The organism is Pelosinus fermentans DSM 17108 (genome assembly GCF_000271485.2).
In the GTDB taxonomy this organism is placed as follows: domain Bacteria; phylum Bacillota; class Negativicutes; order DSM-13327; family DSM-13327; genus Pelosinus; species Pelosinus fermentans.
In genome coordinates this window covers 3,578,124-3,603,443 of record NZ_AKVN02000001.1, presented here as the reverse complement: position 1 = coordinate 3,603,443, position 25,320 = coordinate 3,578,124, and the positions used below count along the sequence as shown (strand labels likewise).

General features: G+C 43.2%; 26 protein-coding genes and 3 riboswitches. All 26 genes read left to right on the top strand.

Features of this window, described 5'->3' with window-relative positions:
• Positions 1–19 precede the first annotated feature (19 nt).
• Positions 20–1,642, top strand: coding sequence for a response regulator transcription factor (locus FR7_RS16725; protein ID WP_007933530.1), 1,623 nt, complete (start codon positions 20–22; stop codon positions 1,640–1,642).
• 309 nt (positions 1,643–1,951) lie between these two features.
• Positions 1,952–2,293 carry an ethanolamine utilization microcompartment protein EutS gene (gene eutS, locus FR7_RS16720; RefSeq protein WP_007933529.1) on the top strand — a complete coding sequence of 114 codons (342 nt, stop codon included), beginning with the start codon at positions 1,952–1,954 and terminating at the stop codon, positions 2,291–2,293.
• Position 2,294: 1 nt separating this feature from the next.
• Positions 2,295–2,738, top strand: a complete 444-nt coding sequence (locus tag FR7_RS16715) for a EutP/PduV family microcompartment system protein (protein ID WP_007933528.1) — start codon at positions 2,295–2,297, stop codon at positions 2,736–2,738.
• Positions 2,735–3,010, top strand: coding sequence for an ethanolamine utilization microcompartment protein EutM (gene eutM, locus FR7_RS16710; RefSeq protein ID WP_007933527.1), 276 nt, complete (start codon positions 2,735–2,737; stop codon positions 3,008–3,010). Before FR7_RS16715 ends, eutM (FR7_RS16710) begins: the two co-directional genes overlap by 4 nt.
• Positions 3,011–3,036: 26 nt before the next feature.
• Entirely contained in the window at positions 3,037–3,831 is a 795-nt protein-coding gene (gene pduB / locus FR7_RS16705; RefSeq protein ID WP_007933526.1) for a propanediol utilization microcompartment protein PduB, read from the top strand.
• Between the two features lie 18 nt (positions 3,832–3,849).
• A complete protein-coding gene (locus FR7_RS16700) occupies positions 3,850–5,520 on the top strand; it encodes a propanediol/glycerol family dehydratase large subunit (protein WP_007933525.1) in 1,671 nt (556 codons plus the stop codon).
• Between the two features lie 23 nt (positions 5,521–5,543).
• A complete protein-coding gene (locus tag FR7_RS16695) occupies positions 5,544–6,197 on the top strand; it encodes a propanediol/glycerol family dehydratase medium subunit (RefSeq protein ID WP_007933524.1) in 654 nt (217 codons plus the stop codon).
• 15 nt (positions 6,198–6,212) lie between these two features.
• A complete protein-coding gene (locus FR7_RS16690; protein WP_007933523.1) occupies positions 6,213–6,740 on the top strand; it encodes a diol dehydratase small subunit in 528 nt (175 codons plus the stop codon).
• Positions 6,741–6,752: 12 nt separating this feature from the next.
• Complete coding sequence (locus FR7_RS16685; RefSeq protein ID WP_007933521.1) at positions 6,753–8,576, top strand: diol dehydratase reactivase subunit alpha; 1,824 nt, start codon at positions 6,753–6,755, stop codon at positions 8,574–8,576.
• On the top strand, positions 8,560–9,060 hold the full coding sequence (locus FR7_RS16680; RefSeq protein ID WP_237715608.1) for a glycerol dehydratase reactivase beta/small subunit family protein: 501 nt from the start codon (positions 8,560–8,562) through the stop codon (positions 9,058–9,060). The genes FR7_RS16685 and FR7_RS16680 overlap by 17 nt, the downstream gene beginning before the upstream one ends.
• Positions 9,042–9,614, top strand: a complete 573-nt coding sequence (locus FR7_RS24555; RefSeq protein WP_007933517.1) for a BMC domain-containing protein — start codon at positions 9,042–9,044, stop codon at positions 9,612–9,614. The genes FR7_RS16680 and FR7_RS24555 overlap by 19 nt, the downstream gene beginning before the upstream one ends.
• A gap of 1 nt (position 9,615) precedes the next feature.
• Positions 9,616–9,903, top strand: coding sequence for an ethanolamine utilization microcompartment protein EutM (gene eutM, locus FR7_RS16670; RefSeq protein ID WP_007933515.1), 288 nt, complete (start codon positions 9,616–9,618; stop codon positions 9,901–9,903).
• Between the two features lie 187 nt (positions 9,904–10,090).
• Entirely contained in the window at positions 10,091–10,756 is a 666-nt protein-coding gene (pduL, locus tag FR7_RS16665; protein WP_007933512.1) for a phosphate propanoyltransferase, read from the top strand.
• A gap of 1 nt (position 10,757) precedes the next feature.
• Complete coding sequence (locus FR7_RS16660; RefSeq protein WP_007933510.1) at positions 10,758–11,573, top strand: flavoprotein; 816 nt, start codon at positions 10,758–10,760, stop codon at positions 11,571–11,573.
• Between the two features lie 51 nt (positions 11,574–11,624).
• The gene (locus FR7_RS16655) at positions 11,625–12,608 is read left to right on the top strand and encodes a cob(I)yrinic acid a,c-diamide adenosyltransferase (protein ID WP_007933508.1); all 984 of its coding nucleotides are present in this window, start codon (positions 11,625–11,627) and stop codon (positions 12,606–12,608) included.
• 38 nt (positions 12,609–12,646) lie between these two features.
• Positions 12,647–14,089: an aldehyde dehydrogenase family protein gene (locus tag FR7_RS16650; protein WP_007933507.1), complete on the top strand. Its 1,443-nt coding sequence runs from the start codon at positions 12,647–12,649 to the stop codon at positions 14,087–14,089.
• 158 nt (positions 14,090–14,247) lie between these two features.
• Entirely contained in the window at positions 14,248–15,579 is a 1,332-nt protein-coding gene (locus tag FR7_RS16645; protein WP_007933505.1) for an SLBB domain-containing protein, read from the top strand.
• A 20-nt stretch (positions 15,580–15,599) separates the two neighbouring features.
• Positions 15,600–16,151 (top strand): BMC domain-containing protein, encoded by a 552-nt coding sequence (locus tag FR7_RS16640; protein ID WP_007933503.1) that lies wholly within the window; start codon positions 15,600–15,602, stop codon positions 16,149–16,151.
• 349 nt (positions 16,152–16,500) lie between these two features.
• Positions 16,501–16,584, top strand: a riboswitch (glycine riboswitch).
• Between the two features lie 131 nt (positions 16,585–16,715).
• Positions 16,716–16,805, top strand: a riboswitch (glycine riboswitch).
• A 3-nt stretch (positions 16,806–16,808) separates the two neighbouring features.
• Positions 16,809–16,891, top strand: a riboswitch (glycine riboswitch).
• Between the two features lie 70 nt (positions 16,892–16,961).
• Complete coding sequence (gene gcvT, locus FR7_RS16635) at positions 16,962–18,062, top strand: glycine cleavage system aminomethyltransferase GcvT (protein WP_007933501.1); 1,101 nt, start codon at positions 16,962–16,964, stop codon at positions 18,060–18,062.
• Between the two features lie 2 nt (positions 18,063–18,064).
• On the top strand, positions 18,065–18,454 hold the full coding sequence (gcvH, locus tag FR7_RS16630; RefSeq protein WP_007933499.1) for a glycine cleavage system protein GcvH: 390 nt from the start codon (positions 18,065–18,067) through the stop codon (positions 18,452–18,454).
• A gap of 2 nt (positions 18,455–18,456) precedes the next feature.
• A complete protein-coding gene (gcvPA, locus tag FR7_RS16625) occupies positions 18,457–19,803 on the top strand; it encodes an aminomethyl-transferring glycine dehydrogenase subunit GcvPA (protein ID WP_007933498.1) in 1,347 nt (448 codons plus the stop codon).
• Positions 19,800–21,251, top strand: coding sequence for an aminomethyl-transferring glycine dehydrogenase subunit GcvPB (gene gcvPB, locus FR7_RS16620; RefSeq protein WP_007933496.1), 1,452 nt, complete (start codon positions 19,800–19,802; stop codon positions 21,249–21,251). Before gcvPA ends, gcvPB begins: the two co-directional genes overlap by 4 nt.
• Positions 21,239–22,111 carry a LipS1 family lipoyl synthase gene (locus tag FR7_RS16615; RefSeq protein WP_007950304.1) on the top strand — a complete coding sequence of 291 codons (873 nt, stop codon included), beginning with the start codon at positions 21,239–21,241 and terminating at the stop codon, positions 22,109–22,111. Before gcvPB ends, FR7_RS16615 begins: the two co-directional genes overlap by 13 nt.
• Positions 22,108–23,082 (top strand): LipS2 family lipoyl synthase, encoded by a 975-nt coding sequence (locus FR7_RS16610; RefSeq protein ID WP_007933493.1) that lies wholly within the window; start codon positions 22,108–22,110, stop codon positions 23,080–23,082. Before FR7_RS16615 ends, FR7_RS16610 begins: the two co-directional genes overlap by 4 nt.
• A complete protein-coding gene (locus FR7_RS16605) occupies positions 23,063–23,893 on the top strand; it encodes a lipoate--protein ligase family protein (protein ID WP_007933492.1) in 831 nt (276 codons plus the stop codon). Before FR7_RS16610 ends, FR7_RS16605 begins: the two co-directional genes overlap by 20 nt.
• Before the next feature lie 19 nt (positions 23,894–23,912).
• Complete coding sequence (gene lpdA / locus FR7_RS16600; protein ID WP_007933490.1) at positions 23,913–25,310, top strand: dihydrolipoyl dehydrogenase; 1,398 nt, start codon at positions 23,913–23,915, stop codon at positions 25,308–25,310.
• Positions 25,311–25,320 lie beyond the last annotated feature (10 nt).

The following is a 25,320-nucleotide window of genomic DNA, read 5'->3' as shown; positions in this document are numbered from 1 at the left end:
GTGCAGCAAGGAGAAAAGAATGTATACATTATTGATTGTAGATGATGAACAATTAGAAAGGCAGGCCTTGCATTTTATTGTTACGCAAAAATGTCCTGCCATAAAGGTAATTGGCGAAACGGGAGATGGAAAGAGTGCTGTTCAGATTGCTGCGGCGCAAAGACCGGATATTGTTTTAATGGATATCCGCATGCCGGAAATGAACGGGCTGGAAGCGGCAAAGCGCATTCGTGCTTTATCGCCTGATACTGTAATTATCATGCTTACGGCTTTTGATGAATTTAGTTATGCAAAACAAGCATTAACGATTGGAGTCGTAGAGTATCTCTTAAAGCCTGTTCGCCCGGATGACATTATGCATACCTTAGAACTTACCATTCAAAAAGTGGATGAATTGAAGAGGAAAAAACAAGAAGAAGCTTCTTTACGGAAAAGCGTAGAAGATGCCATCCCCTTTATTCAAATGTCTTTTGTCTATGATTTGATTTCTGGAAATATTAAAGAAATGGAGCATTTTCAAGAACGATCACGTTTTTTGGGAATGAAAGTAGACCCTGGTGTTGTCTTGGTTATTGATGTTGATAATTTTAAGCAGCTTACCTCTAGTGATAGTGAATTAGAAAAGCAAATGATTAAACAAAAAATTTACAAACTTATTTGTAGTGTTGCTGGCGATTATGCACTGGTTACCCCATTTGGCAGTGACAATTTGATTGTTTTATTAGGCTTTGCTGAAGTGGAAAGCGAAGAAAGAATAAAAAGTAATGCCCAAAAAATTGCTGTAGATATACAAGAATGTATTGCGCAAGCCATGAATATCAGTATTACCATCGGAATTGGGCGATATTACAGTGATCCAAGAGAAATTCATAAGTCCTATTTAGAAGCTTTGCATGCCCAGCAGCAGCGATTTTATTTAGGTGATAGTCAGATCATTCACGTGGAGGATGTACCCTATCTGACTACAGGACCTTTTAACTATCCTTTTCACTATGAGCGAAATGTGCTTGACAAGGTGCGATGCGGTGATCGAAAGCAAGCAAAAGAAGCACTGCATGAATTGTTAGATGGAATATTTGCCAGTAAGGCTAATATGGACACGATTAAAGCATGTGTGCTGGAATTGTTAATTGTATTGTCTCGGTCAGCCGTAGAGGGTGGTGCCAATGTAGAACAATTAACACTATTAAATTTAAATTGTATTAATCACTTGAATGAGTGTAATAATAAAACACAGGTAGAGGCATGGATGTTTGCTTCTTTGGATCACTTTATGGACAATATGCTTGAAAATAGAAGCAGTATGAACCTTAGAGTCATTAATAAAGCATGCGATTATATTGTGAAAAATTATCATAAGAATATATCCTTAGAAGAAGTTGCCCAAACGGTGCATTTAAGTCCGTTTTATTTTAGCAGGCTTTTCAAACAAGAGAAGGGTTTTAATTTTGTGGATTTTCTAACGAAAGTAAGAATTGAAAAAGCGAAGAAAATGCTGCAGAATCCCGATTTTACGGCGGTGCGAATTGCTGCAGAGGTAGGGTATCAAGATGCTAGTTACTTTAGCCGTGTATTTCGTCAGACAATGGGGATGACACCAAATCAATATCGAAATGAAATTCGTAATACCAAGCAAGAGTAAAAAAACGAATGCAAAAAAGTTCCATATCAGAGCAAAAAAAGAATAAAAGATAATTCTGAATAAAAAAGGATTATGAAAGATAAAATAGGACTACGGTAAAGTAGTCCTATTTTGCTTTTATGGTAGAAAAATTTGAATAAAAAAACAAAATAATCCTGCAAGATAAATGTGAAAAAAATATCCAGATTATGGTTGAGATGGATGCAGCAATTATGTCCAGTGGCTAAGCAATAAATATGCAAGGTAAAAAACTAAAAACGGGAAATAGTTATAATTGTCAAACTAATGTAAGGAATGCGAGGAAATGGTATGTCGGAAGAAAAGGTAAGAGTGGTTCAAGAATATGTACCAGGCAAACAAGTGACCTTAGCCCATCTCATATCCAATCCCAAAAAGGAGTTATGTGACAAGCTAGGGTTAGAGAGCACTTCGGCGATTGGAATCTTAACCATTACCCCTAGTGAAGCTGCCATTATTGCAGCGGATGTGGCAACAAAAGCAGCAGATGTAAAAATTGGCTTTATGGACCGTTTTACAGGATCGCTGGTACTGGTCGGTACCGTATCCAATGTGGAAGCAGCCCTTAAGCAAGTAACCAATTTATTAGTCAATAGTTTGGGATTTAGTGGTCCCAAACAAACGAAGTCATGATATGCAGAAGGTAATGTTAGTTGGGGCCATAGGGGCAGGCAAGACATCTTTGATTCATACGCTGCAAAAAGATGTCCGGTCAGCTGAAAAGACCCAAAGTATCCAGTTTTCAGATGGAGCCATTGACACTCCGGGAGAATATGCTCAGATACCGCGTTTCTATTCGGCATTAATGACAACAGCTATGCAAGCATCTGTTGTCGTTGTTGTGCAGGATGCAACAAATCTGAAAGTAACTCTGCCGCCTGGATTTGCCGGAATGTTTTCCCGCCCTGTTATTGGGGTAGTAACAAAAGTCGATGTACCTGGCATTGATCGAGAAAAAGCTAAATCTCGCTTAATGGAAGTCGGTGTTAAAGAACCAATCTTCTTCGTTTCTTCTCGTACTGGAGAAGGGATAGAAGAATTAATTGCACACTTTGGGGAAGGGAGGTGTAGTTCATGAGCGAAGCATTAGGGATGATTGAAACAAAAGGATTAGTAGGTGCTATTGAAGCTGCCGATGCTATGGTAAAGGCAGCAAACGTTGAATTAGTGGGTTATGAAAAAATTGGCTCTGGCTTAGTGACAGTAATGGTGCGCGGTGATGTTGGTGCCATTAAAGCGGCAACCGATGCAGGTGCCGCAGCGGCTCAAAAAGTTGGCGAAGTCGTGTCTATTCACGTTATTCCGCGTCCCCATACCGATGTGGAAAAAATTCTTCCCAAAATAAAATAGGAATTTAATGTGGAGGTAGAAATTATATGCAAGAGCAATTAATTGATAAGGTTATGGATGAAATTAAAAAGCGTATGGAGAATCATACTCCTGCTGCGCAAGGGGCTCAAGAAAAACCTAAAGCTTCAGCAAATCCTGGTATCACTGAATTTGTGGGAACTGCAATTGGCGATACCATTGGTTTAGTGATTGCAAATGTCGATCCTATGCTGCATGAAAAAATGAAAATCGATCCTAAATATCGTTCCATTGGTATTTTAGGTGCTCGTACTGGTGCTGGCCCACATATTATGGCTGCTGATGAAGCTGTAAAGGCAACCAATACTGAGATTATTACCATTGAATTGCCTCGTGACACCAAAGGTGGAGCAGGACATGGATCGTTGATTCTCTTTGGCGCGGAAGAAGTATCAGATGCCCGCCGTGCAATTGAAGTTGCACTAAAAGAACTGGATCGTACGTTTGGCGATGTATATGGCAATGATGCTGGGCATATTGAGCTGCAATATACGGCTCGGGCAAGCTATGCAATTAATAAAGCCTTTGGTGCTCCAGTGGGAAAAGCATTTGGATTGATTGTTGGTGCTCCTGCTGCCATTGGCGTACTTATGTCTGATGTTGCTGTAAAAACAGCTAATGTTGAAGTAGTTGGCTATGGCAGTCCAGCAGGCGGGACGAGTTATTCCAATGAAGTGATACTTCAGGTTACTGGTGATTCTGGTGCCGTACGCCAAGCAGTACTTGCCGCTAAAGAAGTAGGCATCAAATTATTGGAAGCTATGGCTGGTCCGGCTCCATCATCAACTAAACCGTATATCTAAAGCAGGGAGGGGAAAACAATGAAGAAATCAAAACGTTTTGAAGTCTTAGCTGCCCGCCCTGTAAATCAGGACGGTTTCGTAAAAGAATGGCCGGAGGTTGGCCTGATCGCTATGGGCAGCCCTAACGATCCGGTGCCTAGTATCAAAATTGAGAATGGCAAAATCGTAGAAATGGACGGCGTTGCTCGCAGTAATTTCGATTTTATTGAGCAGTTCATTGCCGATTATGCGATTGATGTAAAGATTGCTGAAAAAGCAATGGCAATGGAAGCTAGCCAAATTGCCAAAATGCTTGTTGATGTAAATGTTTCGAGAAAAGAAGTAGTTGACATTGTGCGCGGTTTAACCGCTGCCAAACTGACAGCTGTGTTTAATACCATGAATGTAGTAGAAATGATGATGGCTATGCAGAAAATGCGGGCTCGCAAAATTCCTTCTAACCAATGTCATATTACGAATGTAAATGATAATCCAGTTTTGATTGCTGCTGATGGTGCAGAAGCTGCATTGCGTGGTTTTGATGAAATGGAAACTACCGTTGCTGTTGTACGTTATGCTCCTTTTAATGCCTTGGCATTATTAATCGGCAGCCAGGCTGGTCGAGGTGGAACACTGATTCAATGTGCTTTGGAAGAAGCAACGGAACTGGAACTTGGTATGCGCGGTATTACTGCCTATGCAGAAACGATATCCGTATATGGTACAGAAAATGTATTTGTTGATGGTGATGATACACCTTGGTCAAAAGCATTTCTTGCTTCAGCCTATGCTTCACGGGGCTTGAAAATGAGATTTACTTCCGGTACTGGCTCAGAAGTACAAATGGGCTACGCAGAAGGAAAATCCATGCTGTATTTGGAAATTCGCTGCATCATGCTTACCAGAGGCGCTGGAGTACAAGGTCTGCAGAATGGCTCTGTAAGTTGTATTGGCGTGCCGGCTGCTGTGCCATCGGGGATTCGCGCTGTATTGGCAGAAAACCTTTGCGCAGCGATGTTAGACATGGAAGTAGCATCCAGTAACGACCAAACCTTTACACATTCGGATATTCGTAAAACTGCCCGTACCTTAATGCAGTTCCTTCCTGGTACAGACTTTATCTGCTCCGGCTATAGCGGTGTACCCAACTATGATAATATGTTTGCTGGTTCAAACTGGGATGTTGATGATTATGATGATTGGAATATCTTGCAGCGCGACTTGAAAGTAGACGGCGGCTTGCGTCCGGCTTTAGAAGAAGAAGTCATCGCAGTTCGTAATAAGGCAGCCAAAGGACTTCAAGCTGTATTTAAGGAACTGGGCTTCCCGGCAATTACCGATGAAGAAGTGGAAGCTGCGACTTATGCTCACGGCAGTAAAGATGTGCCGGCACGTAATGTAGTTGAAGATTTAAAAGCTGCTCAAGAGCTAATGAGCCGCGGCATTACAGGCATCGATATCGTCAAAGCATTGGCTAAAACTGGCTTTACCGATTTGGCGGAACATATCTTAAATATTTTGAAACAGCGTATTTCCGGAGATTATCTCCATACATCCGCGATTCTGGACAAAAACTTTAATGTTATCAGTGCGGTAAACAGCCGTAATGACTATCAAGGTCCAGGAACTGGCTACCAAATTAGTAATGAAAGATGGAATGAAATCAAAAACATCAGTCAGGCAATCAATCCGTCTGATTATGATGCTTAAGTTAGAAAGAGAGGTGTAGTGTAATGCAAATTAACGAGCAAGTGATTCGAGAAATCATTCTGCAAGTGCTGCAAGGTATGGAACAGCCTAAACCTACTACAAGTACAGCAACAGCTGCTATTGCAGGACGTCCTATGACCTTAGTGGAAAAAGGGGAAGCACGTCCAGGCACAAGAGCCGATGAAGTGGTAATTGCCTTGGCTCCAGCTTTTGGGAAATATCAAAATAAAACCATTGTAAATATTCCTCACAGTGATGTATTGCGTGAAATGATCGCAGGCATTGAAGAAGAAGGGTTAATTGCCAGAGTAATAAGAGTACTGCGTACATCTGACGTTGCTTTTGATGCACATGATGGTACTAAGCTAAGCGGATCTGGAATTGCTATTGGTATACAATCCAGAGGGACAACGGTAATTCATCAGAAAGATTTGCCGCCACTTAGTAATCTGGAACTTTTCTCCCAATCTCCTTTACTTGATTTGCCAGCCTATCGTGCCATTGGGCGCAATGCGGCAAAATATGCAAAGGGTGAATCTCCTGTGCCAGTACCAACGAAAAATGATCAAATGGCGAGACCAAAGTTTCAGGCAAAAGCAGCCGTATTGCACATAAAAGAAACCGAACATGTAATTCAAGGCGCTAAGCCAGTCGAAATCGAAGTGAAATTTAACTAAGCGGAGGTGATTGATATGTCTCAAGAAAAAATGATTGAGGATATGGTTCGTGAAGTATTAAAATCCATGACGAAAGGCAGTGCACCAGCAGCGCAAACAGCCCAGGCTGCTCCAACAGTGGCTGCTCAAGGATTAAATCCGGATCGTGACTATCCTTTAGCTACCAAAAGACCGGAGTTATTAAAATCTCCTACAGGAAAGAAACTTTCAGATATTACTTTAGCAAATGTGTTAAATGGTGATGTTAAACCCCAGGATGTACGTATTGCTCCGGAAACATTACGTATGCAAGGTGAAATCGCAGATGGCGTTGGCAGAACGCAGTTTGGTGACAATTTGCGCAGGGCTGCTGAATTAACGGCCATTCCTGATGAACGAATACTGCAAATTTACAATGCTCTTCGTCCTTATCGGTCCACTAGAGCAGAATTAATAGCTATTGCAGACGAATTAGATACGAAATATAATGCAAAAATAAATGCCGCTTTTGTGAGAGAGGCTGCAGGAGTATACGAACGGCGTAATCGTCTCAGAGCGGAGTAAGGTGGAATTTTCATGGCTATAATTGCAGGTGTAGATATTGGGAATTCTACAACAGAAGTTTGCTTAGCTGCAATGGAATCAGCAAAGGTAACAAAGTTTTATACCAGTAGTATTGTCAAGACTACAGGCATAAAAGGTACGCTGGAAAATATTCCAGGCATTGTCATAGCTTTAGAAGAAGCGTTGAAAAAATCTGGAATGACAATGGCGGACTTGTCTGAAATCAGGTTGAATGAAGCAACACCTGTAATTGGTGACTTGGCAATGGAAACCATTACCGAAACAATTATTACAGAATCCACAATGATTGGACATAATCCATCTACCCCAGGCGGTGTAGGTTTAGGCGTTGGGCAGACCGTTTCCTTCAGTCAGCTGGAAAGCCTTGCTTCTGGAGAAAAAGTGATTTGTGTCATCCCCGAAAACATTGATTTTGAAGATGCTGCTCGCATTCTGAATCAAGCATTAGCACGAGGAATTGACCTACAGGGAGTCATTGTACGTCAAGATGATGCAGTACTTATTGCAAATCGTTTGCAGAAAATAATACCCGTAGTGGATGAAGTAACAATGATTGAAAAGGTTCCTATTGGGATGCTGGCCGCCGTAGAAGTGGCAGAGCCGGGACAAACCATTAGAACCTTATCAAACCCCTACGGAATCGCCACAGTATTTGAATTATCAGCTGGCGATACAAAGATGGTGGTACCCATTGCTCGTGCCTTAATTGGCAATCGTTCAGCGGTTGTTGTGCGCACCCCCCAAGGTGATGTAAAAGCACGAACCATCCCTGCAGGATTTATTACCATCTTTGGGTCAAAGGGTAAAGCTGATATTGATGTTGAATCTGGGGCTGGAAAAATTATGGAAACGGTGGAAAGAGTACAGCCGGTTCTTGATGTGCAAGGCGAAGCCGGCACTCATGTAAGTGGAATGTTAGAAAGGGTTCGCCAGGTTATGAGTGAGCTTACCAAGCAGCACCTTGGCGATATGAAAATACAAGATATTCTGGCTGTTGATACCTTTGTGCCGCAAAAAGTACAAGGCGGTTTAGCAGGAGAATTTGCTCTGGAAAATGCTGTGGCTTTAGCGGCTATGGTAAAAACAAGCCGCCTTCCTATGGAACAAATTGCAAATCAATTGAGAAGTAATTTGGGTGTAGACGTGGTCATTGCAGGGGTTGAGGCAAATATGGCGATTCGCGGAGCGTTAACAACTCCCGGTACGGATAAGCCTTTGGCAATCCTTGATATGGGCGGCGGATCAACAGATGCGGCAATTATTACGAGGGACGAACGTGTATTGTCCATCCATTTGGCTGGTGCCGGTGATATGGTTACTATGCTGATCAATTCTGAGCTGGGATTAAATGATTTCGATCTGGCAGAGGATATTAAAAAATATCCATTGGCTAAAGTCGAAAGTTTATATCATATCAGGCTGGAAGATGGAACCGTTCGTTTTTATGAACAGCACCTTCCGCCACAGGTTTTTTCTCGCGTGGTAATTCTAAAAGATGGCGAAATGGTCCCAATCCCCAGCTCTCATCCTTTGGATAAGATTCGTCACGTAAGGCGGGAGGCTAAAAAACGTGTTTTCGTAACAAATGCAATTCGGTCTTTAAGCCGCGTGGCACCTACAGGCAATATTCGCCACATTGAGTTTGTTGTACTAGTTGGAGGATCTGCCATGGATTTTGAAGTAGGAGATATGGTGACCGATGCATTGGCTGAATATAGCATTGTATGCGGACGAGGAAATATTAGAGGTTCCGAAGGTTCACGCAATGCAGTAGCTACTGGACTGGTACTGTCATATCTTGACAGAGAGGCGTGATGCTATGCTGCCAGATCAAAATAAACCTTGTATTCTCATCTATTTAGCTCCTCACCCAGGCGGTGAAGAGAAGTTACGCGAAGTACAAGCGGGAATGGAAGAAGAAGGAATACCTTATACTGTGGTGCAAAGTAATGAAACAAATGCTGCAGCACTATCTTATGAAGGGGCTTCTAAGTCAAAACTGGGAGTGGGAGTCGGAATTGGATCGGAAGACCTATGCATTCATTATGTCAAGCTGCCTGCCCAAAAACCGCTCTTTTCCTTACAAGAAGCCGGAAGTCCTGCCCAGTGGCGGCATTTTGGCTATAATGCTGCACGTTTAGTAAAAGGAATTCCCTTTAAAGACAGACCGTCAAAAAATGAAAACTATGAAACAAATCGGGATGACTTATACCAGATAGTCTACCGTATCGTCCAAAAGGTTCTTCAAGAAAGTGCACAAGGCCATGGGGAGGTGAAAGCATGGTCCAAAACGCTTTAGGTCTCATTGAAATCGTTGGGTTAGCTGCAGCATTGGAAGCCGCTGATGCGGCACTGAAAGCAGCCAATGTACAGTTAATTGGTTATGAGATGACAAAAGGTGGCGGAATGGTAGTTATTAAATTGACTGGCAACGTTGGTGCAGTTTCAGCTGCTGTTCAAGCTGGTAAAGCAGCTGGCAGTAAGGTCAATAAGGTATTTGCTACTCATATTATACCTAGACCCCATGAAACGTTGTCCGGCATTGTAACAACCAAGGATACAGTGGGATTCAAAGAAAAAAAGAATTCGGTCGTTGAAAAAGAAAAATCTGAAGAAATTCAGAAGGATAAAGAAATTGTTGCAGTAGATGAACTGCAGTTAGAAGTACAAGAGGAAATCGAAGCAGCAGAAAAAAAAAAGATAGCGCCGAGTGAACAATTGCCAGTTGCAGAACAACCGAAAAAGGTATCCGGTTATTGTAACATTTGCGGCGATCCTGCTTGCCCTAGAGTCAAGGGTGACCCTAAGATAACTTGTATTCATTATGATAGAAATAATAAGGAGGCGGAATAATATGCGCGGAGAAGCTTTAGGAATGGTAGAAACAAAAGGTTTAGTAGGTGCAATAGAAGCTGCAGATGCAATGGTTAAGGCGGCTAATGTAATATTAGTGGGTTATGAAAAAATTGGATCTGGTTTGGTGACTGTTTTAGTACGTGGTGATGTAGGAGCAGTAAAAGCAGCTACTGATACAGGAGCTGCAGCAGCTCAACGAGTGGGTGAACTGATTTCAGTTCATGTCATTCCACGTCCTCATACCGATATTGAGAAAATTCTTCCTAAAATTGACGAATCTTTATAAAGAATTACGATTCATTAGAACGTTTTAATTCCAGGTAATCGTAACTGCACTGGGACAGTATCAACTCTAAAACTGTAAGTATAAATTAGAGTTGATGCTGTACTAATACTTCCACTTGCGAAAGAGGGAAGCAGTAGAGTGATTTAGCAGTTTTTGAATAAAAGTAGAAAAATAGGTGGATTGAGGTGTGATAGTGGAAAAAAATATATTGGATGAAGTTGTAAAACAAGTCATGCAGGCTCTGGAGAAGACTACCTCACAAGAGCCAAGAAGTATGGACATTCCTGTGGGAGTATCGAACCGTCACATCCACCTCTCTGCTGAGCATATTGAAATATTGTTTGGTGCTGGTCATACCTTAACGCGGCAAAAAGATCTAAAACAAGTGGGTGAATTTGCTGCAGCGGAAACGGTCACTATGGTGGGACCAAAAGGTGTCATTCGAGGTGTACGGGTTTTAGGACCTGTGCGCAAAACAACACAAGCTGAAATATCCCGAACTGACGGATTTAGTCTTGGTGTTGTGCCGCCTTTACGTGATTCAGGTGATATTGAACAATCAGCAAGTATAACGATTGTTGGTACTCAGGGTTCAGTTACTTTATCAGAAGGTTTGATCTGTGCAACCAGACATATTCACATGCATACAGATGATGCTCGGCATTTTGGTGTTTCAGATGGAGAGCGTGTATGGGTCGAGACTAGTGGAACTAGATCGACAATATTAAAGAATGTGCTAGTGCGTGTAAAGCCTGATTTTTGCTTGGAATTTCATATTGATACGGATGAGGCAAACGCCACTGGTCTAAAAAGTGGTGACGTGGTAACCTTAGCTCGATGCCGGGAGGTGTAACATGGATAATGAAGAAATGGTGCAGCTTGTTACAAAGGAAATTCTGCGTCAATTGCAACAAAATCCTGTTATTACCCAGGGACAATCCCTTCCATCTCAACATAAGGCTTTAATTATTTTCACTGGTGGAACCATTGGATTTGAACAAGGTTTAGCCGAAATTAAAAAATTACAGGGCCTTTGTTTTGCGGTAACAGCAGTTTTATCTGCATCTGCTGAACAAATCTTGGGAATTGAAAGAGTAACAGAGGCACTGGGCAGTCACATTGACATTGTTACTGCCCATTCGCCGTATCCAGGAAAGATATTGCGGGAAGCCGATATTGTGATCATTCCTGTACTTACTCAAAATACAGCAGCAAAGGTAGCCCATACCTTATCCGATACCATGGTTTCAACGCTGATTCTGCAAGGATTAATGATGGGAAAACCGGTAGTTGCAGCATGTAATGCTGCCGATCCTTTGGACAGCTGGCGGGCACAATATACTATGGGCAACTCATCCCCAGGTCTTATAAAAGCCTTGCAGGGAAATCTGCAGAAATTAGCAGACTTTGGTATGGAACTCGTTCCTGTGGACAGCATCGCAAAAGTCAGTCAAAAACGATTATGCCAAAAAGAGCAGATGGCAGTGAATCATACAGCGGAGCCGGCAGTAGGTAAGCCAGCTCATAAAAAGGCAGTGCTGGATGCAGCCGCAATACAGACTGCTGCCCAAAATGGTACGAAGAGTATCACGGTTCCCAAAGGGACCATTCTAACACCACTGGCTAGGGATGTCGCCCGAGAATGTGGTGTAGAACTTGTGCAGGGGTAAAGTCAAAATGATAAGATCGAGTTAAATACAGCTTTACTCGAGGAGTAGTGTATGATGAAAGTATATACAAAAACGGGAGATGAAGGACAAACCAGCTTGCTGAGTAAGCAGCGAGTATATAAGGATAGTTTACGGGTAGAGGCTTATGGAACAGTAGATGAAGCAACTTCTGCTATGGGCTTAGGCAAGTCTTTAAGTCATCATTCACCTTGGGCCGTTAACATGCTTGATTCTGTTCAGAAAGAGTTAATTGCCTTAAATGCAGACTTGGCAACGGAATCGTTAGAAGTTGCTGACTACCGTATTACAGAAGCACATGTTGCCGGACTTGAGTCGATGATTGACCTGTTAGAGCAAAAGCGCATTCCTCAAAACTATTTTATAACGCCTGGCACTTGTTCTGCCAGTGCAGCACTGGATCTGGCACGAACAATGGTACGGCGGGCAGAACGTTGTGTTATTCGTCTGAAAAGAGAAGAAAAAGTAACTGTACCAGTATCCTTATATTTAAACCGCCTTTCCGATTTCTTGTATGTTTTAGCACGATGTGTAGAACAAGAAGAAATCATACTGACTGTTAAGAGCAAGGTATTAGCAGCATTGGAAGGTGAAAAATCACAGAATAAAGCAGAAGAACACGTAAGTGTATTAGGAAAAGCAAAACAACTGATCGCAGCAGCGGAACAAAAAGCAGCAGAAATAGGAGTACCCATGGTAATTGCGGTAGTCGATGCAGGGGGAAATCTGGTAGCACAGCATCGTATGGATGGTGCCCTGCTTGGAAGTATTTCGATAGCCCTTGATAAAGCCTACACTGCTCTTGCCTTAAAAATGTCTACAGAAGAAGTTGCTTCTGTGGTAGCGCCAGGACAGCCACTCTTTGGTTTAAATACATCAAATAATGGTAGATTTATCACTTTTGGCGGTGGATTTCCTCTTGTTGATGGAGGAAATGTAATTGGCGGGTTAGGTGTAAGCGGCGGTACAGTTGAGGAAGACATAACAGTTGCTAGGGCCGCTCTAGCTGCTTATTAAGTAGTAGATAGTAGATGGTACTAGTAGGAGGAGATTATATGAGTATTGATCAAGCTTTAATTGAGAAAATAACATTAGAAATTTTAACAAAAATGCAAACCGGAGCAAAGGCAGCTCCAGCTGGTTATGGTGACGGAATTTTTGAAACGGTTGATGAAGCCGTGGCTGCAGCCCGCAAAGCATATCAGGAGTTAAAGACTCTATCTTTAGAAAAAAGAGAAGTACTCATCAAAGCAATGCGGGATGTAGCCTATGAAAATGCCACAATTCTGGCGCAAATGGCTGTAGACGAATCCGGTATGGGAAGAGTATCTGATAAAATTATCAAGAATCAGGTAGCTGCTCTTAAAACACCTGGCACAGAAGATTTAACTACCCAGGCTTGGAGCGGCGACAACGGTTTAACATTAATTGAAATGGGACCTTATGGTGTCATTGGTGCCATTACCCCTACCACAAATCCAACAGAAACGGTTATCTGCAATGGAATTGGCATGATTGCAGCAGGGAATACTGTATTCTTCAGCCCGCATCCTACTGCAAAAAATACATCCATGAAGATCATCACACTGTTGAATCAAGCCATTGTTAAAGCTGGTGGTCCAAATAACCTATTAACTTCAGTGGCGAATCCTTCCATCAAGGCAGCTAATGAAATGATGAAACATCCAGGAATCAATATGTTAGTAGCAACAGGTGGTCCTGGAGTCGTTAAGGCAGTCTTATCTTCTGGTAAGAAAGCCATTGGTGCAGGGGCTGGCAATCCTCCTGTCATCGTAGATGAAACTGCAGATATTGAAAAGGCAGCTCGGGATATTGTTGCAGGATGCTCCTTTGATAATAACTTGCCTTGTATCGCAGAAAAAGAAGTAATTGCCATAGGATCGATTGCAGATCGATTGATTACCTACATGCAAAAATATGGTGCATATCTGATTTCAGGATCCAATATTGATCGCCTGCTTGACGTTATCATGACAGTGCAGGAAGAAAAGATAGCAGAAGGCTGCACCGATAAGCCGAAAAGAAGCTATGGTATTAATAAAGATTATGTTGGTAAAGATGCAAAGTATCTACTAAGTAAAATTGGTATTGATGTACCGGATAGTGTGCGAGTCGTTCTATGCGAAACACCAGCAGATCATCCTTTTGTTATTGAAGAGCTAATGATGCCAGTATTACCAGTAGTGCAGGTAAAAGACATTGATGAAGCCATTGAAGTGGCTGTAAGAGTAGAGCATGGCAATCGTCATACAGCAGCGATGCACTCTAAAAACGTTGATCACTTAACCCGATTTGCCAGAGCGGTTGAAACGACCATTTTTGTCAAGAATGCTCCTTCCTATGCAGGAATTGGAGTGGGCGGAGAAGGCTTTACCAGCTTTACTCTTGCTGGTCCAACGGGTGAAGGAATAACCTCACCACGCAGCTTTACCCGGCAAAGACGATGCGTTCTCGTTGATGCTTTCTCCATTGTCTAATTTGGAAAATTCTTGATTCAGATGGAGTCTTTACTTCATCTGAATCTGGGTTGTACTTATCCTTCAGGCTTAGTCGCTCTAGTGCTTCCAATTGTATAATTGGGAGTCTTAGAGCGATTTAGTCAGTGGATAGATGAAAGTTTGGGAGCTGATAGAAAATGCGTGACGAGATTGTCGCCGCGGTAAAAGCAGCAGGTGTAGTGGGTGCTGGCGGAGCTGGTTTCCCTACCCATGTTAAAATCAACGCTGCTGTTGAATTTGTGATTGTTAATGGTGCGGAATGCGAACCCTTATTAAGAGCTCATCAGCATATCATGGCAGCAGAAAGTACAAAGATGGTTTTAGGCTTGAAAACAGTGATGCTGGCCACTGGGGCAAAACGCGGTTATATTGGCCTAAAACGTAAGTACGAAGAAGCCACGAAAAACCTCCAGACTGCTATAAAAGAGATAGATGATCAGGAAATTGAATTGTTTTTTTTACCTGATATTTATCCAGCTGGGGATGAACAAGTACTTGTTCATGAAGTCACGGGCCGAATTGTACCTGAAGGCGGTATACCTCTCCACGTAGGAGTGGTCGTGGCGAATGTTGAGACCCTAATCAATATTGCAGACGCTTTAAAAGGCCAAGGCGTAACGGATAAATATGTTACAGTTGGCGGTGCTGTGGCGAAACCAATCACATTAAAAGTACCCATTGGTATGAAAGTACAGGAACTGATTGCTCTGGCAGGAGGAGCACTTGTGAATCCTTATGCGATCATTGACGGTGGTCCGATGATGGGCAAATTAATTACCTCAGATGCACCCGTTACCAAAACTACAGGAGGTATCTTGGTTTTACCTGTGGATCATTCCTTAATTACACAAAAAAATACAACATGGCAGATGATTGCCAATCGGGCGAAGGCAGTATGCTGTAATTGTTTGGCCTGTACTGATGTTTGCCCGCGCCACCTGTTAGGTCATAGTTTGGAACCTCATCGTATCATGCAGGCGATTGGTAAAGGGCAGATAGGTGAGTCGGCTATTTTTTCTCGTGCTTTGCTGTGTTCAGAATGTGGTGCATGTGATACCTTTGGCTGTTCCATGGGTTTATCTCCCCGCAGAGTGAATGCAGAATTGAAAAAGCAATTGGGAAAAGCCGGGATAAAGAATCCTCATAACAATAAACCACAGCAGGCTCTGTCAACCCGTATAAATCGTTTAATTCCTACCAAACGTTTGACAGCCCGTCTCGGTATTGCTCAATATGATGTAAAAGCACCATTGAGTGCAAACGAAGTGATTGCAAAAGAAGTTACGTTGCCTCTCTCTCAGCATATTGGAGCGCCAGCTTTACCAATTGTTAAAGTAGGAGATATAGTTAAAAAAGGTGATTTAATTGGAACTATACCTGAAGGTGCAGCGGTAGGAGCTAATTTACATGCCAGTATATCAGGAGAGATCTGTAGAGTAGACACTCGTATTGGTATTCGGGCGGTTTAGGATAACAGGGGGGACATAAGATGAAGCGTGCTATTGGTTTATTAGAATTAAAGAATATTACCAGAGGTCTTTTAGCAGCAGATGCCATGCTAAAGGCAGCTAATGTAGAGATCCTCATGGCACAAGCCATGTGCCCTGGCAAGTATGTTGTCATGGTTGCAGGTGATGTGGGAGCTGTCCAAAGCGCAGTCAAAAGCGGAACGGCAGTAAGCGGCGCTGAAAATGTTGTGGATGAATTTATACTTCCTAATTTGCATGACAGTATTTTCCCAGCATTGTCAGGCTGTACCGAAGTCAAAGAAGTAAGATCTCTGGGGGTAATTGAAAGCTATTCTGTAGCGTCTGCGATTATTGCAGCAGATACGGCAGTAAAAGCTTCCAATGTAGAATTGATCGAAGTCCGCCTGGCAAGAGGAATGGGCGGCAAAGCTATGGTGACATTAACTGGCGATGTAGGAGCGGTAACTGCTGCCGTTAAGGCTGGCAGCAATGCCATACATGACAGCGGATTTTTAGTCGATCAACTCGTATTGCCAGCACCTCACAGTGCTTTACATAAAGTCTTATTTTAATAGTAAATTCCACTAAACCTAAAGATCGTGTCTTGACTGGAAAATTCAAAGATACAGAGAATGTCATATCCAACCCGATTGGTTAGAAGCCGTGAATTTCGTGGCTTCTTTTTTACAGGAACTTCCTAGAAAAGAATGATTGTGGGACAAGGAACCTGTCCCTATGTCCCAGAGGTGGTTATAAAAGAGTGGCATAATTTGATTAAAAGCTTAATAAAATAGAATTGCAGACGGAAATGATCGATCCTCACAAATTAAACACAAGTGTTGACAGGTTAAGAGCAATCCTATATACTAAAAACCATAACATTGAAAATTCGAATTATTCACAAACTTAATAATATTCCATGTGAGGGATGCGGGAGAGATCTGATTTCAGGCGCCGAAGGAGCAAAGGCAATAAACTCTCAGGCAAAAGGACCGTATTCTAATGGAACTCTGGAAAGATCGCTATGCGGCACCCAAAGAGTAACCGAGATATTCGGGATTCTCTGGAGGTAAATAAGACAGAGGCCAACTACGTTGGTTTCTGTCTTTTTCGGTTTGGGATTAACTACATACGGAATGATGGTTGCGGGAGAGAACGCTTAACTAGCGTCACCGAAGGAGCAAAGCTTTGTTCAAACTCTCAGGTAAAAAAACCGTAACTGGACCGAACTCTGGAGAGTACACTTCGTAACTGAAAGTGTCGCCGATGGGGAGCCCCGCTGCGGGCGAATCTCTCAGGTAAAAGGACAGAGAACAAGAGTGAGTCTTCACTCTTGTTCTCTGTCCTTTTTAATGTATTAAAGAAAGATTGGAGTGGTTTTCATGACAGTAAAACAGACACCGCTTTATGAGACGCATTTGCGGTATGGTGGCAGAATTGTTGAGTTTGGCGGTTGGTCTCTCCCGGTCCAGTACACTGGAATCAAGAATGAACATCAGACCGTCAGAACAAAAGCAGGAGTATTTGACGTATCCCATATGGGAGAAGTAGTAGTTAATGGACCAGATGCACTAGCCTTTCTGCAAAGGTTAGTAACCAACGATGTCTCCAAACTGGAAAGAAATCAAATACTCTACACACCCATGTGCTATAAGCATGGGGGAACCGTAGACGATCTATTAGTTTACAAAAAGGATGCTGATCATTATCTCCTGGTTATTAATGCGGCAAACATTGAAAAAGATTGGAATTGGATGCGGGAGAATGCCGAAGAATTTGACGTTAATCTTACCAATATTTCTAATGAAACAGCCCAGATCGCCCTGCAAGGACCATTATCAGAGACGATTGTATCGAAATTGACTGATGCACCGCTTTCCGAACTAAAATATTACTGGTTTATGCCTGAAATCGATATTGCTGGCAAAAAAGTATTGTTATCGCGAACTGGATATACGGGAGAAGATGGATTTGAAATTTACTGCTGCCCGGATGATGCTACATATTTATGGGATACAATCATGGAAGTCGGGCGCCCCCTTGGATTGCTTCCCGCTGGTTTAGGTTGTCGTGACACATTGAGATTTGAAGTTTGTTTTCCTTTATATGGGCACGAACTTTCGGCCGATATTTCGCCCATTGAGGCAGGACTCGGAATATTTGTAAAGCTTGATAAGGGGGAATTTAACGGACAAGGAACGCTGCAGGAACAGAAAACCAATGGACCAAAACGCAGAATAGTTGGTTTTGAGATGATTGACCGTGGAGTAGCACGGGCTGAATATCCGATTTTAGTAGAGGGCAGCTATGTTGGAGTGGTAACGACAGGAACTTACGCTCCATCCCTTGATAAAAACCTTGGTTTGGGTATAATTCAAGCTGAATATGCAAAGGTTGGACAAAAAATAGATATTGAAATTCGCGGCAAGAATGTATCCGCCCAAGTCATTTCCAAACCATTTTATAAAAGAGAGGGGAAGTAATAATGAATATTCCAAAAGAACTAAAGTACTCCAAAGATCACGAATGGGTCAAGGTAGAAGGTAACGTTGCTATTATTGGGGTAACTGATTTTGCTCAATCACAGTTAGGTGATGTTGTATTTGTAGAATTGCCAGATGAGTTAAGTACAGTGAAAGTGGGCGATAGCTTTTCTGTCATTGAGTCAGTAAAAGCAGTATCGGATATTTATGCTCCGGTTTCCGGAAAAATTGTAAAAGTGAACCAAGCACTTACGGATTCTCCCGACCTGATCAATCAAGAACCTTATGGTGAAGGTTGGATCGTTGTTATTGAAATGTCTGACAGCAGTGAATTAGATGATCTTTTAGATAGCGATGCATATGCTCAGTTGGCGGCGGAGGGAGGACACTAGAAATGGCTTGGAGTTATCTTCCTCATACAAAAGCTGATAGACGTGAGATGCTAGATGCTGTTGGCGTTGATTCAGTGGAAAAATTATTTGAAGACGTACCAGCTGATTTGCGAATGACCAGGACATTAAATTTGCCGCCAGCCCTGCCTGAACAGGGCTTAGTTAAACATCTCAAAGCACTGGCAAAAGCGAATGCCAATCTTCAGGAATTAACCTGCTTTCTAGGTGCAGGAGCTTATGACCATTATATTCCCAGTGTAGTTCATCATATCATTGGACGCTCTGAATTTTACACTGCCTACACGCAATATCAGCCGGAGATTTCCCAGGGCTACTTGCAGGCGTTATGGGAATACCAGTCAATGATCTGCGAGATTACAGGCATGGAAGTGGCCAATGCCTCCATGTATGATGGCGGTACTGCCGTTGCTGAAGCCGCTATGATGGCGTGTGCCAGTTCTAAGAAAACGGCAATTGTAATGGCCGAGACTGTCCATCCCCATTATCGGGAGACATTTCTGACCTATGCCAAGGATAAAAAGATCGAGCTTAAATTGGCACCATATAGCGATGGTTTGACTGATTTAAACAAGATACCCCAGCTGATAGATGATTCGACAGCGGCTGTTGTCGTGCAATTTTCCAATTTTTTTGGCTGCATTGAGGATTTGAAAAGCATCGCAGAAATTGCCCACGCTAAGGGAGCATATCTGATTGCTGTCGTTGACCCTATTTCTATGGGGCTTCTGGAATCTCCCGGTGCGCTAGGTGCAGATATTGTAGTTGGGGAAGGCCAAGGCTTGGGAATTCCAATATCTTTTGGCGGTCCGTATCTCGGTTTCTTTGCAACAACGGAAAAGCTCATGAGAAAAATGCCCGGTCGAATTGTCGGTCAGACTGTGGACAATAGAGGCAATCGTGGCTTTGTACTGACGCTTCAAGCTCGTGAACAACATATTCGCCGCGAAAAGGCAACTTCAAATATTTGTTCCAACGAAGCACTTTGTGCTTTGACATCTGCCGTTTACATGAGTACTTTGGGCAAAGCAGGTTTACGGGAGGTTGCAGCACAATGCATTCAAAAAGCCCATTATGCATATCGTTCACTGACAAGTTTAAAAGGATGTGAACCGGTATTCTCGGGAGCATTTTTTAAAGAATTCACTGTCAGACTAAACAAACCAGTTTCCGATATCAATAAAAAATTGTTGGCTAAAAAAATCTTAGGGGGACTAGACCTTGGTAAATACTATCCCGAACTTGAAAACTGCATGCTCATCTGCGTTACTGAAAAACGTACCAAAGAAGAGATAGACTGGTTGGTTCGTGAAATGGGGGAAGTGTTATGAAAACAAAACAATCGACTATATTCGAAATAAGCAAACCTGGGCGTTTCGCCTTAGATTTGCCTAAAAGTGACGTTCCCGCCTATGAGATGGAAACACTTGTACCATCTGATCTTTTGAGATCCAAATACGCCCAACTTCCGGAAGTAAGCCAACCTGATTTAATAAGGCATTATACCGCTCTTTCGAGGCGAAACTTTGGTGTTGACTCGGGATTCTACCCTCTTGGTTCATGTACGATGAAGTATAATCCTAAAGTGAATGAAGATGTTTGCCGGTATCCGGGCTTTGCAGATATTCATCCTTTGCAGGATGTTGAGTCAATCCAAGGCGCGTTAGAACTTCTATATCAAATGGAACAATATTTAGCAGAAATTGCCGGAATGGATGCGGTTACAATGCAGCCGGTGGCGGGTGCCCATGGTGAGTTGACAGGATTAAAACTCATCAGGCAGTATCATCGCTCGCGGGGGGAAGTAAGAACTAAGGTGATTGTTCCTGACTCTGCTCATGGTACAAATCCGGCTACCGCAACTGTTTGTGGGCTGGAAATCGTTGAAATTAAGTCCAATGATGACGGCTCAATTAACCTGGATGCGCTAAAAGCTGCTGTGGGTTTGGATACTGCGGCATTTATGCTTACTAACCCGAGTACGTTAGGGTTGTTCGAAAAAAACATCAAAGAAATTGCCCAAATCGTTCATGCTGCCGGAGGACTGTTATATTACGACGGGGCTAATACGAACGCAGTAATGGGGATTGTGCGTCCTGGCGATATGGGATTTGATGTAGTGCATATTAACCTCCATAAGACGTTTTCCACGCCTCACGGCGGCGGCGGACCTGGCTCCGGACCTGTCGGTGTAAAACAAGAGTTAATTCCATTTTTACCTGTTCCCATAGTAACCTACAATGGGAAGAAATACGATCTGGAATATGATCGACCGCTCTCCATTGGAAGAATGCATTCTTTTTACGGTAATTTTGGAGTGATTGTTAGGGCCTATGCCTATATCCGGACGATGGGACCAGATGGACTTCGGCAAGCAAGTGAAGATGCCGTTCTAAATGCAAATTATTGTTTGAGTCAATTAAGAGAAGACTACTATGCTCCCTTTGACCGGTATAGCATGCATGAATGCATAATCACCTCTAAAAATCAAAAGCAGTTTGGAGTAAAGACGCTGGATATTGCAAAACGACTATTGGATTATGGGTATCACCCGCCAACCATTTACTTTCCGCTTATCGTAGAGGAAGCGATCATGATTGAACCTACCGAGACGGAAAGCAAAGAAACGCTGGATGGTTTTATTAAGGCTATGCGGGAAATAGCGAAAGAAGCGAGAACTGACGTAACGCAAATTCTTAATGCTCCCCACGACACCGTTGTGGGAAGGCTTGATGAAACTGCGGCGGCACGGAAACCGGTAGTAAGATGGAAACCTTAGATTTGCTGGCCCAAGAGGGGTGGCGGATCAGGCAGAAAAATTTTCAGTCAAATATTAAATTTTCATATCCAAATGAAACCAAAGCTGTAAGTGTTACAGGAGGCAAATGCGAGTTAAACTGCGCACATTGCGGAGGTCACTATTTAAAGGGGATGAAGGCACTTAAAGATATTCCGGAGGGTCCGGAGGGGAATGGACTTACAGCACGCAGCCTTTTAATCAGCGGCGGGTGTACAGCCGAAGGCAAGGTTCCCATCGCTGAGCATATAGCCCAAATTGCGGCAATGAAACAAAATATGAAGTATAACGTACATGTTGGTCTGGTTGACGAGGAAGACATCCAGGAAATAGCTAAGGTAGCGGACAAAGTTTCTTTTGATTTTATCGGGGATGATGCAACGATAAAAGAAGTTTTAGGAATTGATCGTACCGTTTCAGATTATGTTGCATGCTATCAGAAACTTAAGAAAAGTTGTTCTGTGATTCCCCATATATGCATTGGACTTCATGGCGGCGAGATTAGAGGTGAATACGAAGCGATCAGGCACCTGAAAGCACTTGGCGTAGACGGGATTACTTTTATTGTATTTACTCCAACGAAGGGGACACGTTTTGCCGATTGCAAGCCCCCTTCTATTGAAGATGTATTAAACATACTGGCCAGCGCGAGAAGAGAGCTTCCCGCGCTGCCGATTCATCTTGGATGCATGCGGCCAGGAGGTGCTTATCGTCAGGAATTAGACTTATGGGCAGTTCGCTTAGGGATCAACGGTATTGTAAATCCGGTTTCAGGAGCGGTACGGTTGGCTCAAAATCTCGGATTGACGATAGAGCGGCGAGAGGAGTGCTGTGTATTATGACGTTATGGAAGTTATCTGCGGGAACAGCCAGTGTAATTGGTAAAAAACGAATCAAAAGTGAAGCGCTTCCCAATACCGCCTATATTATGCTGGGGGAAAAATGTCGCAACAACTGCAGCTTTTGTTCCCAGTCTCAGAGCAGCACTGCAAGAGGAGATCTTTTATCTAGAGTAACATGGCCTGCCTTTGATGCGAATGAAATTACATCAGGTATTTCCTCAGCCTATTCGAAAGGAAATCTAAAAAGAGTCTGCCTCCAGGTTGTTAACAGCGAAAATAGCTGGGATGCTACGTTAGAAGCAGTACGAAAATTAAGTGCTGATGGTGCTAAGCCTATCTGCGTGTCAAATCATATTGCGGACACCGGGCAGGCCGCCGAAATGATTGCAGCAGGAGCAGAAAGAATTTGTATTGCAATGGATGCTGCCACTTCGGAGATCTATCAACGTGTTAAAGGTCCAGACTGGGAAGAAAGAATCCGTCTGTTACAAGAGTGTGCCGGTACTTTTCCGGGAGTTCTAACGACGCACCTGATCGTCGGACTTGGTGAGACGGAAGAAGAAGCGGTGAATTTTATCGCTGATTGTATTGAACTCGGAATCACTGTAGGGTTATTTGCTTTTACGCCGATACCAGGTACGGCTATGGCTGACAAGAGGCCCCCTTCCGTCTCTCACTACCGGCGGGTGCAAATTGCTCATTATCTTATGCGTAAGGGCTATTGCCGCAGTGCAATCCGCTTTGCCAACGGAAAAATTAGCAGTTACAACGTTTCAGATTTAGCTAAGATGCTGGCCGATGGAAAGGCTTTTGAAACCACCGGCTGCGCTGACTGCAATCGACCTTACTATAATGAACGGCCTGGCGGAATAATGTATAATTATCCCCGGCCGCTCACTAGAAGGGAAGTTGAGCAAGCGATAACGGAGAGCGGTATAGGCGGTGAATCTTATGGTCTGGCGTGTTCTTGACACTGGCATAAATGATGCTGCCTTGAATATGGCAATCGATGAAGCAATTCTGTTGGCTCATAGCACGGGAGATGTTCCTCCTACCCTCCGGTTTTACGGCTGGAAGCCAGCTGCAGTAAGTTTGGGATATTTTCAAAAAGCAAAATCCGAGATTGATCTGGAACAATGCGATACATTGGGCATTGATGTAGTGAGAAGATTGACGGGAGGTCGGGCAGTATTGCACGAAACGGAATTGACCTACAGTATTGTCGTCAAAGAAGATGATCCTCTCATACCCCAAACCATATCGGCATCATATCGGTATTTTAGTAATGGAATTCTTGCCGGCTTGGAAAAGATGGGGATCAGAGCGCAGATGAGTATGCCACGCGGGGCATATGGTAAGGTAAGAGAAAAGAATCAACATTCATCTGCCGCATGTTTTGATGCTCCATCCCATTATGAAATTACTTATGAGGGACGCAAGCTGGTTGGCAGTGCCCAAGTTCGTAAGCATGGCGTTATACTTCAGCATGGATCAATTTTGTTACAGTTCTCTGCTGAAAAACTTGCCGCTGTATTGAAGGTTTCTTCCTCCCAGAGACGACAATTCATGATTGGCATGCTGTCTAGCGGCGTGACATCGATTGATCAAATTCGAGGGTGTCATACAACATGGGAGGAGACGCGTGATGCTGTAATGGCTGAATTTGGTCCGAAGATCGGTGTTGATACCCAAAGAGGATGCCTGACCCAAAAAGAAGTAGAAACCAGCAATATGCTCACAGAATCCAAATATAGTCAATCCCAATGGAATTTACTGCGTTAATGAGAGAAGGGGGAAAGGCATGAGTTATGATGTAGCCGTTATTGGCGGCGGTCCGGGAGGATATGTAGCTGCTATTCGGGCGGCTCAGTTAGGCGCTAAGGTTCTTTTGATAGAAAAAGATCAATTGGGCGGTGTCTGCTTAAACCGGGGCTGCATTCCGACTAAGACGCTCTTGAAAAGCGCCGAGAAATGGCGTGATTTAAAACATTGCAATGAACTTGGTCTTATGGCCGACAATCTTGGTTTTGATTTTAAATTGGTCACCAAGCGCGTGAATCAGGTAGTAGAGCAGATGCAAAAAGGTATTGGACAATTGATAAAAAGTAATGGGATTGATTATAAAGTCGGAAGGGCAAGTCTTACAGCACGTAATCAAATAAGCGTAAACACGAATTCAGGGACTGAGCAGTATTCTGCTCGGAACATCATATTGGCAACTGGCTCTGCGCCAATGGGTTTGCCAGTACCGGGAAGGGAATTGCCAGCGGTTATCAATAGTGATCAATTATTGGCAATGAACCAGGTGCCTGGGAATATGGTTGTTATTGGTGCCGGAGCAGTTGGAATTGAATTTGCAGCAATTTTCCAGTCGTTTGGCTGCAACGTTACTGTGATTGAAATGCTGCCGAACATATTGCCAAATATCGATAATGAAATCGTAAAACGTATGGCGCTGCTCTTGCGCAAGCAGGGAATTAACATGTTGGCCAATACCCGTGTGACTGGAATTAAACCTGGAGATAGGGGCGCCATTGTAGAGATTTCTAATGGAACCACTACGCAGCAAATTGAAACGGAAAAGGTGCTGGCCTCAATCGGAAGAATTCCGGTGGTTTCTGGGTTAGGTTTAGATGAGGTCGGAATTGAGTACACTTCCAAGGGGATTAAGGTCAACGCAAAAATGGAGACAAACGTTGAGGGCGTTTATGCAATTGGAGATGTCACAGGAGAATTCATGTGGGCACATGCTGCCTCGGCTGCGGGGATGATTGCTGCAGAAAATGCCTGCGGACAAAATGTAACGGTAGACTACAAGGCAGTTCCGGGGTGTATATACACGACACCGGAAGTGGCTATGGTGGGACTAACCGAACAGGAAGCACTAGCTCAGGGGAAAGAGTTTAAAGTAAGTAAGTTTAATTTCGCTGCGAATAGTAAAGCAGTATCAATGGGTGAAACCGACGGCATGGTTAAAATCATTGCCGATACGATAACGGATGAGGTTTTGGGAATGCATATTCTAGGCGCCCATGCCAGTGACTTAATTATGGAAGGGGTACTGGCAATTCAAAACAAACTGCCAGTGAAGGCAATTGCCCATACCATCCATCCTCATCCCAGTTTGTCCGAAACCATTATGGAATGTGCCCATGGAATTAACGGCGCCATTGTACATCAAGTGAAAAGAAAGGCGTAACTGGATGATT